Below are 15690 nucleotides of genomic sequence, written 5' to 3'. Positions count from 1 at the left end.
AAAGAGTTAGAATTTACCTGACTCCACGCTAATAAATGGCTGTACAAATATTCTACTAATCAATAAGTAGTATAGATTAAGGAACATACAATGACACGAAATGAAGGGCAAGCCTCGGTTATCTTAGATAATGTCTGTAAGCTGATCCAGAAAAAAGTTCACGCTGATAATGTGTTACTCGTTGAGAAATTCGCCAAAGCCTTGTACAGCAATATGTCTAAAGAGGATTTGGCACATCGCAACGATAGTGACTTATATGGCGCTGCACTAAGCCTATGGAACTCGCTAGAAAAAAATAATTCTGATGACGCGGTTGTCCGTGTCTTCAATCCTGAAGTTGCAAAAGATGGCTGGCAGTCATCGCACACAATTGTCGAAATTATCGCTAAAGATATGCCTTTCTTAGTTGATTCTGTGCGTATGGCGATGACTCGCGAAAATATCGCTTCTCACCTGCTACTTCACTCTCCGCTTAAAATTCAACGTGATAAGAATGATAAAATCACGGGTATTTCTAGTTTAAAAGCTGAGCAGGAATCAACCTCGACGAAAACGGTTTTCTTCATTGAAATAGACCGCCAAACTGATGCTAAAGTAATCGAGTCTTTCAAAAAAGAGCTTGAGTCTGTCCTTGTTGATGTATCTATTGCTGTTGAAGACTGGCAGCCAATTCGCGAAAAGCTAGTTGCTGTAACTAAGGACTTACCAAACCGTCACCATAATAATAACAAAGACGAAGTTGCTGAAACGGTTGAGTTTCTAGACTGGTTAGCAAAAGATAACTTTACATTAATGGGCTACCGTGAATATGAGCTTTCTCCTGTTCAAGGTGACTATCAGTTAAAAGGTAAAAAAGGCACAAGCCTTGGCCTAATGAAAAACACCGATGAAGAGCACAGTCGCCTTTTATCTGAATTACCTGAAGTTGCTCGCCAAGAAGCACGCAGCAGTAATTTACTTATTTTGACTAAAACAAACTCTGTTTCTCGTGTTCATCGTCCAGCATACATTGATTATGTAGGTATAAAACGTTTTGATGATGAAGGTAATGTGATTGGTGAAGACCGTTTCCTTGGTTTATTCTCATCTAGCTTTTATAACAACAGCGCGACTGATGTGCCTGTTCTTAAAAGCAAAATCAATCGCATTATGGAAATGTGTGACTTTGCAAAAGGCACCCATGCCTACAAAGCGGTATTAAATATTTTAGAGACCTACCCACGTGATGAACTTGTTCAAGCACGTGAAACAGAGCTACTCGAAGTAGCTATGGGTGTTTTACAAGTACAAGAGCGCGATATGTGTCGTATTTTTGTGCGTAAGGACGCCTATGGTCGTTTCTTCTCATGTATGGTGTATGTGCCACGTGAGCGTTATAACACCGCACTACGTCGTGAAACACAACGTATTTTAGCAAACGCATTTAATTCTGACGATAAAGTCGAATTTACCACTTTCTTCTCTGAGTCAACATTAGCCCGTACACATTACACGGTGCGTGTGACTGACAATAATATTGAATATAACGTGAAAGACATCGAAAACAACCTAATTGAAGCTGCCCGTACTTGGGAAGATAGACTACAATCTGCGTTACTTGAAAGTGCAGGTGAAGCACGCGGTAAAGAGCTTAACCGTAAATATGCACAAGCTTTTGCCAGCTCGTATAAAGATCAAGTTCTGCCAAGCGCTGCGGTTGTTGATATTGAAAAGCTTGAACTTCTTAACGACGAAAACAAATTAGAAATGTTGTTCTACCGTCCACAAGAAGAAGCGAATACAAATGTTGTTCGTTTAAGCTTATTCCACAAAGATGAGCCAATCCACTTATCTGACGTTATGCCAATGCTTGAAAATTTTGGTTTACGTGTAGTGGGTGAAACACCTTACTCAGTTAAAACGACAGATGGCAAGGTTAATTGGATCATGGATTTCACCATGCTAATTGACAACAAAGGTATTGCTGACTTTGATAAAGTGTCTGCGCGTTTCCGTGCTGCACTAACAAATGTGTGGAATAACCGCTTAGAGAACGATGGTTTTAACCGTTTAGTATTAATGGGTGGTTTAACAGGTCGTGAAGCGTCTATACTGCGTGCTTATGCTAAATACATGCGTCAAATTGGTGTGACTTTCTCGCAAACTTATATTGAAAGCACATTTGCAAATTATCCACATATCGCATCGCAAATCGTTAACTTATTCACTAAAAAGTTCTCAGTTAAGAACCCAGGTAGTGAAAAGGCGCTTGAGAAGCTTGTAAGCCAAGTTTACCTAGAGCTTGAAAACGTAGCGAACCTTGATGATGACCGTATCATCCGTTTATACGTTGATATGATTAATGCAACCTTAAGAACGAACTTCTTCCAAAAAGAAGCTGATGGCCAATTTAAATCATATGTATCGTTTAAAGTTCAGCCTTCAATGATCCCAGAAATGCCATTACCACTGCCAGCGTTCGAGATTTTCGTATACTCGCCGCGCGTTGAAGGTGTGCATTTACGTGGTGGTAAAGTAGCACGTGGTGGCTTACGTTGGTCTGACCGTCGTGAAGACTTCCGTACTGAGGTACTGGGTCTTGTTAAAGCACAACAAGTTAAAAATACCGTGATTGTACCAGTGGGTTCAAAAGGTGGTTTCGTATGTAAACAACTACCGACTGAGCGTGAAGCGTTCTTCAAAGAAGGCCAAGAGTGTTACAAAATTTTCATCCGTGGTTTATTAGATATCACAGATAACATTGAACGCGGTGAGATTGTTCCACCAGTTGATGTTGTTCGTCACGATGAAGATGACCCATATTTAGTTGTTGCTGCCGATAAAGGGACTGCAACCTTCTCTGATATCGCAAATGGTATCGCAAATGAATATAACTTCTGGCTAGGTGATGCATTCGCATCAGGTGGTTCAGTAGGTTATGACCATAAGAAAATGGGTATCACGGCTAAAGGTGCCTGGGAATCTGTTAAACGTCACTTCCGTGAGATGGATATTGACTGTCAAACAACTGATTTCACTGTTGTTGCTATCGGTGACATGGCGGGTGACGTATTTGGTAATGGTATGTTGCTTTCTAAGCATATTCGCTTACAAGTGGCATTCAACCACATGCACATCTTCGTTGATCCGAATCCAGATGCGGCAACATCTTACCCAGAGCGTGAGCGTTTATTTAACTTACCGCGTTCTTCATGGGAAGATTACAATAAAGACCTAATTTCGCAAGGTGGTGGCGTATTCTCTCGTGCGGCTAAATCAATTAGCTTAAGCCCAGAAATGAAGAAAATGCTTGGCACTAAGAAAGCGAGCATGACACCTAACGAGTTAATCAAAGCTGCGCTAATGATGGAGTTCGATTTACTGTGGAACGGTGGTATCGGTACTTACATCAAGAACTCTAAAGAAACGGATGCAGACGTGGGTGACCGCGCAAATGATGCACTTCGTATCAATGGCGCAGAGCTTGGTGCGAAGATCTTAGGTGAGGGCGGTAACTTAGGTGCAACTCAATTAGGTCGTATCGAATTTGCGGCTAAAGGCGGTCGTGTTAACACTGACTTCATCGATAACGTAGGCGGTGTTGCGTGTTCAGATAACGAAGTAAATATTAAGATCTTACTAAACGGCTTAGTGGCTGAAGGTGACTTAACACGTAAACAACGTGATGAACTGCTTTATTCAATGACAGATGAAGTATCGCAATTGGTATTGAAAGATTGTTACCGTCAAACACATACTTTGTCGATTACACAATCTAAAGGTGCATCAACGCTTAAAGAGAAAGTACGCTTTATTCACGCTCTTGAAAAAGAAGGTAAACTAAACCGTGCAATCGAGTTTATCCCAACAGATGAAGAGCTTGCAGAGCGCGCAGCGGCGGGTAAAGATTTAACTCGTCCAGAGCTATCGGTACTTGTTTCTTATGCGAAGATGGTTCTTAAAGAGTCGCTTGTTGTTGATGAAATTACTGAGAACTCATATTACCGTCAGCTGTTGGTTAACTCGTTCCCAGTACCACTTCGTGAGAAGTTCAACGATGCGATGGATAACCACCCACTTCGTAAAGAAATTATCGCAACGAAACTTGCTAATAATATCGTTAATGATATGGGCCTTAACTTCATGGTTCGTATGCACGAAGAGACAGGGGCAAACGAAGCTGAAATCGCACTTTGTTACTCAATTGCGAAAGAAGTGTTCCAAATGCCAGAAACGTGGTCATCAATTGTCGCGTTAGATAATAAGATTCCAGCAGCTGTACAAACAGAAATGCTTTATCAGCTTCGCCGTACGGTTCGTCGTGCAACACGTTGGTTCTTACGTCATCGCAATAAAGCACAAACAATTGAGCAAGCAATTGAATTCTTTGCACCAACATTTGCTGATTTAAGTGATAACTTAAACAACTACATGGTTGACAAAGAGAGTGAGCGTCTAGTTAAAGCTGCTGATAAATTAATTGAAAGCGGTGTTCCAAAAGCGCTTGCAACTCGTGTAGTGTCACTTTCTAGCTTATTCTCCGTAATGGATTTAGCAGAAATTGCCAATAACTCAAATCGCGATATTGATATGGTATCTAATACCTACTTCAAGCTTGGTGCGCGTATGGGCTTACATTGGTTCTTGGATCAAATTACTAATCAACCGGTTGCGAACCATTGGCAAGCACTTGCCCGTGCGTCATACCGTGAAGAGCTTGATTGGCAACAACGTACATTATCAGCTGTAGTACTTAATAGCTTTGCAGCAGACAGCAAAGATATTGATGCACAAATCGATGAGTGGATGGACAACCAAGATCTACTATTACAACGTTGGAAACAAATGTTATCTGAGTTTAAAACATCACAAAGTCACGATTTTGCGAAGTTCTCAGTAGCACTTCGTGAACTAATGTTGTTAAGCCACAACTGTGACACTTCCAAATAAATGAAAAGTCGTTAAAATACATACCCCAGCTCGCTGGGGTATTTTTTTGCCCTTAATTTGCAATGGTCCGTGTTAAGCGGCTACCTTGTTTATTTTTACCTAAGGAACAACAAGCCATGTTTTATGATTTAGCTCGCCGTTTTATGTTTACCCGTGATGCGGAGTGGGCTCATGAATTTGCACTTAATAACTTACGCCGATTTGCTGATACGCCATTGAGTGCTATGTGGTCACAAACTGTCCCTAATAAACCCGTTAACTTCTTAGGGCTGGAGTTTAAAAATCCAGTAGGTTTAGCCGCGGGCTTAGATAAAAATGCAGAGTGTATTGATGCCTTTGCGCAAATGGGCTTTGGTTTTGTCGAAGTTGGTACTGTTACACCACGCCCGCAAGCAGGTAATGACAAGCCACGTATTTTCCGTTTACCTGACTCAAATGCGATTATTAATCGTATGGGTTTTAACAATAAGGGCGTTGATAATCTCGTTAACAACGTTAAAGCGGCGAAATATGACGGCATTCTAGGTATCAATATTGGTAAAAATAAAGACACACCAAACGAGCAGGGTAAAGATGATTATATTCACTGTATGCGTAAAGTATTTGAGCATGCATCGTACATCACAGTAAATATTTCATCACCGAATACCCCAGGTCTTCGTGACTTACAATATGGTGAAGCACTTGATGATTTATTGCAAAGTTTAAAAAATGAGCAGCTTGATTTAGTTGCTAAGCATAACAAGCAAGTGCCAATGCTTGTTAAGATCGCTCCAGATCTGGATGAAGTTCAAATTGCGCAAGTAAGTGAGTCTTTGATCAATAATAAGATCGATGGTGTTATTGCGACAAACACAACACTTGAGCGCGCTCTGGTACAAGGTCAACAATACGCAAATGAAGCGGGCGGCCTCTCTGGTCAGCCAGTACGAGAGCGCTCAACCCACGTGGTTAGTGAGCTTAAGCGCTTGACCGAAGGCAAGCTACCTATTATCGGTGTGGGTGGTATCGATGATGCTGACTCTGCAAAAGAAAAGTTTGCAGCAGGAGCAGACCTTGTTCAAGTTTATACTGGCTTTATTTATAAAGGCCCAGAATTGGTAAAAACGATCCTTAACGGCTTATAAGGATCGGTTATCTAAGCAATTGATCATTAATAAAATGTTCTAAAAAATCATTTTATTAATGGTCTACTTTCGTTATAATAGTGTGCTAAGTAGAGAGGAATTTTTAGTTTAAGGAGGAGTCATGTTACAAGCATCAAAGCAATGGAAGTGGCTTGCTTGTTCTAAAAATAATCGCCTTTTGGTCGACCTTGACCAAAATATGCAACTCTGCACGCCCTATAAACTTCGTCAGCTTACTGATGCTGTTCTTGAAGAGCCTAATTTCAGCCTTGAAGATGCTGCATTTTATCAGCAAGTCTATCAGTATCTTGAAACCTTCTCGTTATGGAATCCAGCAGAGCTTTGTCAAATTTCACTCAATGCGACAGCTGTTAAGTTTCATTTAAAGCCTGTGCTAGCTAAAAGTTGGTTTTTCCATGAATATATCGGGAGCGAGCCAAGTGTTGAGGCTGTAGTAAAATTGTGCTCGCAAGCACAAGAAGGCGAGTTTCTTATTGTTGATCATTCAGCAGATGCGTCTGTATGTATCAACTTAAGTGAGCACTTTCAGTTAGATGAAAACTTGTCATTGCAACAGTTTGAAGCTATTAAAGTTCTTAACAATCGTATCCATCCTGTTTATATCCAGCAAAAACACTTCAAAACAGCATAATATCCCTTTAATTGATGGCGTTTTTGTTCGCTAAGCTATGCTATAATCCTGCGCAATTAGCATTTAAGGGTTTTTACTTTGCAATTTATCGCACTTACTTCTATCGGAATTGAAAATTTACTTGTTGATGAACTTACCGAACTCGGTGCCGAAGTCTCTAAACAAACCGTGGGCTCTGTACGTTTCGAAGCAGATAGTTTATTAGCACAAAAGATCTGTTTATCGAGTCGTTTTGCGACGCGTATCATGATGCTGATAGAAGAAAAAGAAGGTGTTAAGGACAAAGAAAGCCTTTACAATTTTGCGCGCTTACAACCTTGGCAAGAATGGTTTGGTCCAAAGCAAACATTCGCAGTGGATTTTACAGGTACGAATCATGATCTGAAAAACACGCAGTTTTCTGGGCTGGTTGTTAAAGATGCTATCGTTGATTATTTTGCAGATCTTTACGAGCAACGTCCAAACGTCGATAAATTTAATGCAAACGTTAGAGTAGTCGCACGGCTAAATCGTCACGGTGTTGCCCTTTATATTGATTATTCAGGCCCACGTTTATCGGAGCGTGGCTATCGTCAAGATCAAGGTAAAGCACCAATCAAAGAACATTTGGCTGCTGCTCTAGTAAAACGAAGTGGTTGGCTTGAGAACGTACAACAACCATTATTTGACCCATGTTGTGGTTCAGGCACTATTTTGATTGAAGCGGCCAGCATGGCACGCAATGAAGCGCCAGGGCTATTCCGTGAGGGGTTTGCATTTGAGCGCTTACCGAGTTTCCGCTTACAAAAATACAAAGAATTAAAAGCGGAGTTAACGGCTCAAATTACTGATCCTAAATTATGGCTTATTGGTCATGACATTGATGGCAGTGTAATCGCAAAGGCGCAAGAAAATGCTGAGCGTGCAGACCTTGGCACTACTATTAAGTTTAAGCAAAGTGATGCGAGTAAGCTAACATCCGTGGCTAAACTACCAGGCGTGGTGATTTCTAACTTACCTTATGGTGAACGTTTAGGCTCAATGGCAGAGCTAGTTAACTTACACCGAGGTTTAGGTGTTGGTTTCAAAAAGCACTTTAATCATTGGAAGCTAGCCTTGCTAGGTACTGACGAAAGCCTATTTAAATTGTTAAAGTTGGTAAAACTTAAACGTTATAAATTTAAAAATGGTCCGTTAGATGTTGTTCTAAATCTCTATCAACTTGACGACAAACAAGTCGAGTTAAGTAAAGAAGACAAGCCAGCGCTCAATTATGAAGGCTCAACAGCATTTGCAAACCGCTTAAAGAAAAATAAACAAAATCTAAAAAACTGGCTAAAGCAAAATGAAGTGAGTTGTTATCGTGTTTACGATGCAGACATTCCAGAATATAACGTAGCTGTTGATGTTTACGATGATTCAGCAGTTATTTTTGAATATGCTGCTCCAAAAGAGATTGATGACAATACAGCACAAAAACGTCTGCAAGATGTAATCAGTCTAACGGCTGAGCAGCTAGACATTGCACCTGAAAATATCGCTGTTAAAGTGCGTAAAAAACAAAAAGGCGAAGAGCAATATACCAAGGTATCAAAACAAAACCGTACGCAAGTGGTTGAAGAGTTTGGTGCTAAGTTCAAAGTTAACCTATTTGATTATCTAGATACAGGGTTGTTTCTAGATCACCGTTTGGCACGACGTTACATTCAACAAAATGCACACGGTAAACGTTTTTTAAACTTGTTTGCGTATACTGGCAGTGCATCGGTTCACGCAGCTCTTGGCGGTGCAAAAGCGATTACTACGGTAGATATGTCTAAAACCTACTTAAAGTGGGCGCAAGAAAACTTTGACCTCAATGGTATTAGCAATACGCGTTACCGTTTTGAACAAGCCGACTGTTTAAAATGGTTAGAGCATGCACAGGGCCAATACGATCTCATCTTTTTAGACCCTCCGACGTTTTCGAATTCAAAACGTATGAAAGATGCCTTTGATGTACAGCGCGATCATATCAAGTTACTCACATGGGTTAAGAAAATTTTAAGTCCGAATGGCACGTTGATTTTTTCTAACAATAAACGGGGCTTTAACTTAGACGAGGTCGGGCTGATGGGCTTAGGTTTAAAAGCTGAAAATATTTCAGCGAAAACACTGTCGCCAGACTTTAAGCGTAATAAGCAAATTCATAATAGTTGGCTTATTACCCATGGCTAATTTTACCTTGTATCACACCGATGGTTGTCATTTGTGTGAAATGGCAGATGAGCTATTAAGTGCTGCAAATATACCGTTTGCAGCAAAAGATATTATGGATAATGAGCAGTTAATTGAGCTTTATCAAACAAGTATTCCGGTTGTTGAAAGCAGCCAAGGCAATAAATTATTTTGGCCTTTTGATACTGTCGCATTGGCGCAGTTTATTGCTGATAACAAAGAATAAGAGTAGTAATCACGATGGATTTAATCAGAATAGCCAAGGCACAACTTGCTTATGGTACACACCCACTGCTTGATGATGCTGATGCAGTCATTGAGTCGGGTGAACGTGTTTGTATTGTTGGTAGAAATGGCGCGGGCAAGTCAACCTTACTGAAAGTGCTCGATGGCCAAGTAACACTGGATGATGGTGAAATAAACCAATTAGGTGGTATCCGTATTTCGCGTCTAGAGCAAGATCCACCTAAAGGAGCCGAAGGGACGGTTTTTGATTATGTTGCTCAAGGTATGCCTGATATAGCGAACTTACTGATTGAATATCACCAAGTTAGCAATCAAATGCAGACAGATTATAACGATAAACTGCTGAATAAATTAGAGCGTTTATCAAATCAGCTAGAAACGGTTGATGGTTGGCGTTTCGATACCCGTATTCAACTTGTTTTAACACGTTTAGAGCTAGACCCAGAAGCCAAGCTTGAATCATTATCGGGTGGTTGGCTACGTAAAGTTGCTCTAGCCAGAGCCTTGGTCAGTGAACCTGATTTACTGCTTCTTGATGAGCCAACTAACCACTTGGATATGAGCAGTGTTATTTGGCTTGAGCAGTTTTTAAAAGAGTTTAAAGGCGGCATCGTTTTTATATCACACGACCGTGCATTTATTCGTGCCGTGGCGACCCGTATTCTTGATTTAGACCGCGGCAAGCTGGTTTCATACCCTGGTGACTATGCCGCTTATCTTGAACAAAAAGCGCATGATTTAAAAGTTGAAGAAACGCAAAACGCATTATTTGATAAACGCTTAGCGGAAGAAGAGGCTTGGATCCGCCAAGGTATTAAAGCACGTAGAACCCGCAACGAGGGCCGTGTTCGTGCACTTAAAGCCCTACGTAAAGAGCGCAAACAACGTGTTGATCAAGTAGGTAAAACCGATTTCAACATAGAAACGGCCGATCGTTCAGGCAAACTGGTATTCGAAGCGAAAAACATTGCTCATGCGTTTAAGGATAAGGTGATTGCGAAGGATTTCTCAACACTTGTTATGCGTGGAGACCGTATTGGCCTTGTCGGTCCAAATGGTATTGGAAAAACCACTTTATTAAAAATCTTATTTGGTGATTTAGCAGCTGATAGCGGAAGTGTGAAGCAAGGCGTAAATCTCGAGTTTGCGTATTTTGATCAATACCGTCAAAAACTAGATGAAGAAGCAACCGTGCAAGATAATGTTGCAGAAGGAAAACAAGAGGTGATGATGGGCGGTCGCTCTCGTCATGTATTAGGTTACCTTCAAGACTTTCTATTTCCACCGGCAAGAGCGCGTACGCCTGTTAAAGCCCTTTCAGGTGGTGAGAAAAATCGTTTGTTGTTAGCGAAGTTATTTCTAAAACCGTCTAATATTTTAGTCCTTGATGAACCGACCAATGATTTAGATATTGAAACCCTAGAATTACTTGAAGATATTATTAATCAATATCAGGGTACGGTATTAATTGTTAGCCATGACCGTGAGTTTATCGATAATACTTGTAGTTCTGTGTGGGCATTTGAAGGTCAAGGCAAAATTACAGATATCGTAGGCGGCTATAGTGATTACGAGGCCTACGCTGCTTATTTAGCAGAACAAGAAAAGCAGCTACAGCAGATAAAGCAGGAAAAGCCTGAGGCGAGTAGTCAGCAAGAAAAAGCACAAAAGAAAAGTAATAAACTCTCTTACAAATTAAAACTTGAATTAGAAGAATTACCCAGTAAAGTGGAGCAACTAGAAAAAGCACTCGATGCTCAGCAAATTGTCGTTAATGACCCTGACTTTTTTAAGCAAGACGCTGCAATTACAACAGACGCATTGAACCAATTAGCCCAGTTAGAGTCTGAGCTTGAAGCCGCATTTGAGCGCTGGGAAGAACTCGAAGATTTAAAGAATCAGTAGTAAGGATTAAAATGAAATATAAATTACTCGCTGCCAGTATATTAGCGACTCTTAGCACCTCAGCAATGAGCGCAACATATCAATTGACTGAGCTAGGTCGATTAGATGGTGCAAAACACAGCTATGTTACCGATGTCAGTGAAAACGGTCATATTATTGGTTTAGCAAATGGTGTTTATCGACTGCCTATTGATATCTCTTATATCGATTTTGAAGATAGCGCGATTAGAAATGCATACGATGCAACTAAAGCTAGCTATGAACTTATCGACAAAGAGATCACATTTACACTCGATGATATTGAAAATAACGATGCTGTAAATACCAATGCAGATGCACATGCGTTTATGATCTCTTTTGTAACAGATGCTCGATCTGGTCGTTTAACTAATTCCGAGTATCAAAAGATATCAAGTGCGCTTACTACGGTATACACACCTGAAGGCGCTTCTGAGCAAGTTCTTTTTGATGAACAGTCACTTGATTATGACGGTTTGACTCGCTCAACGACTAATTTATTAAACGCAGTCACCGATGATGGTGTAATGGTAGGTTGGGGCAGTGCGCCTTACGAAAAAACAGCCTTTACGCAAACGGATGAAGACGAAGAAGAAACGCACTTTTTACGTGAGTTTATCAGCCGTGGTATTGTAATCAGTCCTGACGGTGTAAAAGTGCCATTAGTACCCGAGTTTAATGAGTATGGTGGTACAAGTATTGCGACTGATATCGTGCAAACCAGTGATGGTTACGTTGTAGTTGGCAGTGTATCAACAGGCATTCCTGTTGATCGCCAAGAAGACATTGACGATAACTGTGACGGTGAAGACGAACCAGTATCGGACTGTATTGAAAGTTTAGATAGAAACATTTCAACTGGCTTATTTGATAAACGCGCAGTTAAATGGACACTTGATAATAGCCTAAATATTACCAACACTGAGGTTTTTGGTTTAGCAATCACACCAGAAGATGACGAAGACTTTGCCTTTAGAAGTAATGCATTTGCTGTAAACGAAAATGGCCTGATTGCCGGTACATCTGATGTACGTTATGACGATAGACGTTATTCGATGCCTGTTTACTTTGAAAATGGCGAAGTAAAACAATTTATTAATCAAGATGATGACTGGGTTGGCGGTAAGGCGCTCGCAATTAATGATGATAATATCATTGTTGGCTATGCCAATAAGCGTATTGAAGGCACTACCCGTACTAAGTTCTTCTATTTCGATAAAAACAGTAATAGCGTTGTTTTTCCGACAGACTTTTTCACAAGCTCTAGTTCTTTAGCAAACGACATTAACGACAACGGTGTGATTGTTGGTGAAGGTGAAACTGATATTTTCAATTCATCAAGTCGCCGTCGAGAAGGCTTTATGTATACAATTGGTGAAGACAAAATTGTTAACATAAATAGCTTACTACCTTGTTACGAAGCTGATGGCGAGACCCGTTTTAAGTATACTGTTGCTGAGGCGAAAGCAATTAACAACAACAATGAGATTTTTGGTGTTGCAACCAAAACGGTTGAGAAGACAGACACATTTGGTAATGTTGTGCTAGACGTGGACGGTAATATTGAATATGAAAGTGTTGCTGTAGCCGTTAAATTAACACCTACCAGCGGTAGTGTTGAAGAATGCCCTGCGCAAGAGATTGAAGAATATGAGCGTCAATCATCAAGCTTCCCTTGGTACACTTTACTATTACTGCCACTTGCTGCAATGCGCCGCGTGTTCAGAAAATAATAATCCGATACCAACATGCGATAATACTTAAGCATGTTGGTATAAAATGAATGACCATTAAAAACCCAGCTTTTGCTGGGTTTTTTGTCTATACATCTGTTGTTTATTTGGGTACTTTATTTATGTCGATGTAGCCAAGCTTTACGCACAGAGCGTTTCCACAGCATATCGATTCCAAAATAACCAATAATAGCTGCAGCTGTGGCGCAGATGAGTGAGCCAACAAGGAATGCTGGTCCAATTGTTGTCAGGCTGTCTAAAAACCATTGCCAGCTAGGTTCAAACTGAAAATGTTGTGGTGGTTGGGCAAGTGCAATCGTGCCAACGATATAGGAGCAATAAAAAATAGGTGGCATAGTCAGCGGGTTGGTTATCCAAACCGTCGCAACCGAGATGGGTAAATTAACGCGTAAAGGGATAGCAAGTGCGGCAGCTAAAACCATTTGAAAAGGAACGGGGATGAAGGCAAAAAACAAACCGACTGCAAATGCCCCACGGGCTGAGCGTCGATTAAGATGCCATAAATTTGCATCATGCAACAAACGACCAAAAATTCTTAAATATTTATGATCTCTTACCTTGTTATGATCGGGTAAAAACCGTTGGATCGTTTTTTTAGCCATTTAAAGCAACCATTTACATCTATTTGGTTATGCAGTGGATTTATATTCGGTTGTTTTATAACCGTTTATACTTTGCACACTGCGGCGTTTTATATACTCAGTTTTGCTATTGTTTTAGCTGGTGCTTATTTTAAGCCTTTTTCGTCAGTTTTGTTAGGATTTATTTGCGCTATTTTGGTTGTACTTCTTAACGACCACTATTTTTATAGTCTTCCTTACAAGGACTTGAAAAGAAATGAGACCGTTGATGCTAAAATTGAAATCGTATCCATTCACTCAAGCCAATCTCCGTTTTACGTAAAAGCCAAGATTATTGATTTATCAAACCTGGATAAAAACTTCAAAGCGACCCCTTTTGCTATGCTAAGTATCATTAGTGATAATGAAGTTAACGTAGGGGATGTATTAACCAGCAAATTAAAGCTAAAGCCATTTAGGAGTGTAAAGAACTTTGATGTATTTGATGCAGAGCGCTTCGCATTGTCTGAGCGTGTATTATATGAGGGCCGCTCTGTAGGTCAAAGCGTGTTAGTCTCATCACAGCAAAAATCCACTACGCGTGAGTCATACCGTGGTTTTATATTTTCTATCACAGACAAGATGAGGATGCAGTGGCTGTATTATGCATTATTAACCGGCGACAGAAGTAAAATCAAAGACACTGATAAAGTGCATTTAAAAGAACTTGGTTTAAGTCACTTACTGGCTATTTCAGGTTTACATATTGGTCTAATATTCGCGATTGGTTTTTATACCAGTAAGTTTTTGTTCGGTACTTTTTCTGTAAAGTATAGTCAACAGAATAACCTTAATAAGCTATTTGTAGTTATTGGGCTATTGCTTGCATTTTTTTATGTCTACCTCAGTGGTTTCATTGTCTCTGCAACACGAGCACTGTTGATGCTGGCCTGTTATTTAATAGTTTATAGCTTTGCAAAGCAGCCTCTACGTTGGCGAGCCATTCTATATGCGTTAACCATTTTATTATTTTTTGATCCTTTTTCTTTATTAAATCCTGGACTCTACTTTAGTTTTATTGCGGTCATAATTATTTTTTTAACACTGAACTACCGTTCTTACCCAAAATTCAAGCTAGCAAGGGGAATGGTTCAGTTAGTCATAATTCAATGTGCTTTATTCTTAGGGTTGTTACCGATCACGCTTTATTATTTTGCAGGGATTAGCGTCATTGGATTGGTCATAAACCTTATTGCTGTGCCGTTACTCGGCATCATATTAATGCCATTATTAGTCGCGTACAGCTTTTTATCAATGTTGTTCGATTTGAGCTTGTTATGGCAATTCTTTGATGCATTTTTATATCAAGGCTACCAATATCTAACGTCAATACCTTCAGATTGGCGATGGCTAAACTTTTATTTACCCAGCTTTAATTTACTCTTATTGTGCTATATCATTTTAGTAATCCTACTTTTCTCACCTTATAAGCGACTGGTTTTCGTTCCATTAGCGTTAGCACTGATTGATTGGCATTTAACAGCAAAAGGTGAATTTAAGTTAGATGTGTTTGATGTTGGTCATGGACTCATGGTTATGGTTAGTGCAAATCAAAAAGCACTAATCTACGATCTAGGGCCGCGCTACTTTGGACGGTTTGATTATATAAACTCAGTACTGCGCCCTTATATTTTACGTCATAATATTGAGGTTATAGCAACGGTTGTTAGCCACCGAGATAATGATCATGCAGGAGGGTTAGATAGTTGGCAGGCAGCTGGTTTTGGTAAAACGCTTAGTACATTCCATCCAAATGGCCTTGATCAGGCCTGTGAAAAGGTGTTTTTTCAGATTGAAAATCTAAGCGTTAGAACTATCAATCATTCCACATTGTCGACCAACAAGAATGATCAGTCCTGTGTAGTCATGGTGGAGAATAAAAACCATCAAGTATTATTAACTGGCGATATTTCTAAATTGGTAGAGCAAGCATTAGTTGAAAGTAACACGCGTATACAAAGCACTGTGTTGGTAAGTCCACATCATGGTAGTAATACGTCTTCAAGTTCTGAGTTTATAGAGCGAGTCGCACCTGATATTGTGATTCACTCTGCTGCTTATCAAGGGCAGTGGAATTTTCCTCATCCTGAGGTTGTAAAGCGTTATCAGCAGCACCATATACCTCAATTTACAACGGCCAACCTAGGTCATATACGAATCACCTTTTATCAAAATGATTACCAGCTAGAATTTGCGCGTAAGTCACAAAGTTATTGGTTCGAAGAAGATTGACGTTTTGTTTT

9 protein-coding genes are annotated in these 15690 nt (G+C 40.1%); 8 read left to right on the top strand and 1 reads right to left on the bottom strand.

The genetic code is table 11. The annotated features are described in order from the left end of the window. The first annotated feature begins 90 nt into the window (after positions 1–90). From L3V41_RS13625 to L3V41_RS13595, 7 genes are all read left to right on the top strand, one after another. Entirely contained in the window at positions 91–4929 is a 4839-nt protein-coding gene (locus L3V41_RS13625) for an NAD-glutamate dehydrogenase (protein ID WP_193988759.1), read from the top strand. Between the two features lie 116 nt (positions 4930–5045). Beyond that, a complete protein-coding gene (pyrD, locus tag L3V41_RS13620) occupies positions 5046–6056 on the top strand; it encodes a quinone-dependent dihydroorotate dehydrogenase (RefSeq protein ID WP_062568989.1) in 1011 nt (336 codons plus the stop codon). A 121-nt stretch (positions 6057–6177) separates the two neighbouring features. Then, the gene (locus L3V41_RS13615) at positions 6178–6708 is read left to right on the top strand and encodes a cell division protein ZapC domain-containing protein (RefSeq protein ID WP_062568990.1); all 531 of its coding nucleotides are present in this window, start codon (positions 6178–6180) and stop codon (positions 6706–6708) included. A 78-nt stretch (positions 6709–6786) separates the two neighbouring features. Continuing rightward, positions 6787–8904, top strand: a complete 2118-nt coding sequence (gene rlmKL / locus L3V41_RS13610; RefSeq protein ID WP_237115187.1) for a bifunctional 23S rRNA (guanine(2069)-N(7))-methyltransferase RlmK/23S rRNA (guanine(2445)-N(2))-methyltransferase RlmL — start codon at positions 6787–6789, stop codon at positions 8902–8904. After that, a complete protein-coding gene (locus tag L3V41_RS13605) occupies positions 8897–9130 on the top strand; it encodes a glutaredoxin family protein (RefSeq protein WP_062568992.1) in 234 nt (77 codons plus the stop codon). Before rlmKL ends, L3V41_RS13605 begins: the two co-directional genes overlap by 8 nt. 14 nt (positions 9131–9144) lie before the next feature. Beyond that, on the top strand, positions 9145–11055 hold the full coding sequence (locus L3V41_RS13600; protein WP_237127935.1) for an ABC transporter ATP-binding protein: 1911 nt from the start codon (positions 9145–9147) through the stop codon (positions 11053–11055). An 11-nt stretch (positions 11056–11066) separates the two neighbouring features. After that, the gene (locus L3V41_RS13595; RefSeq protein WP_062568994.1) at positions 11067–12806 is read left to right on the top strand and encodes a DUF3466 family protein; all 1740 of its coding nucleotides are present in this window, start codon (positions 11067–11069) and stop codon (positions 12804–12806) included. 116 nt (positions 12807–12922) lie between these two features. On the opposite strand, the gene L3V41_RS13590 is transcribed toward L3V41_RS13595, so the two are convergent. Beyond that, on the bottom strand, positions 12923–13429 hold the full coding sequence (locus L3V41_RS13590; RefSeq protein ID WP_062568995.1) for a DUF2062 domain-containing protein: 507 nt from the start codon (positions 13427–13429) through the stop codon (positions 12923–12925). A 225-nt stretch (positions 13430–13654) separates the two neighbouring features. Here L3V41_RS13590 and L3V41_RS13585 point away from each other — a divergent pair, with 225 nt between their 5' ends. Beyond that, positions 13655–15679 (top strand): DNA internalization-related competence protein ComEC/Rec2, encoded by a 2025-nt coding sequence (locus L3V41_RS13585; protein ID WP_237127934.1) that lies wholly within the window; start codon positions 13655–13657, stop codon positions 15677–15679. Positions 15680–15690: the final 11 nt, after the last annotated feature.

The organism is Pseudoalteromonas sp. L21, assembly GCF_021728035.1.
In the GTDB taxonomy this organism is placed as follows: domain Bacteria; phylum Pseudomonadota; class Gammaproteobacteria; order Enterobacterales; family Alteromonadaceae; genus Pseudoalteromonas; species Pseudoalteromonas arabiensis.
The sequence above is the reverse complement of the archived record's forward strand: the minus strand, read 5'-3'. Positions and strand labels throughout refer to the sequence as shown.

Coding starts and splice junctions, on each gene's coding strand:
- L3V41_RS13625 (WP_193988759.1), top strand. CDS start 91: ATGACACGAAATGAAGGGCAAGCCTCGGTTATCTTAGATAATGTCTGT.
- pyrD (WP_062568989.1), top strand. CDS start 5,046: ATGTTTTATGATTTAGCTCGCCGTTTTATGTTTACCCGTGATGCGGAG.
- L3V41_RS13615 (WP_062568990.1), top strand. CDS start 6,178: ATGTTACAAGCATCAAAGCAATGGAAGTGGCTTGCTTGTTCTAAAAAT.
- L3V41_RS13605 (WP_062568992.1), top strand. CDS start 8,897: ATGGCTAATTTTACCTTGTATCACACCGATGGTTGTCATTTGTGTGAA.
- L3V41_RS13600 (WP_237127935.1), top strand. CDS start 9,145: ATGGATTTAATCAGAATAGCCAAGGCACAACTTGCTTATGGTACACAC.
- L3V41_RS13595 (WP_062568994.1), top strand. CDS start 11,067: ATGAAATATAAATTACTCGCTGCCAGTATATTAGCGACTCTTAGCACC.
- L3V41_RS13590 (WP_062568995.1), bottom strand. CDS start 13,429: ATGGCTAAAAAAACGATCCAACGGTTTTTACCCGATCATAACAAGGTA.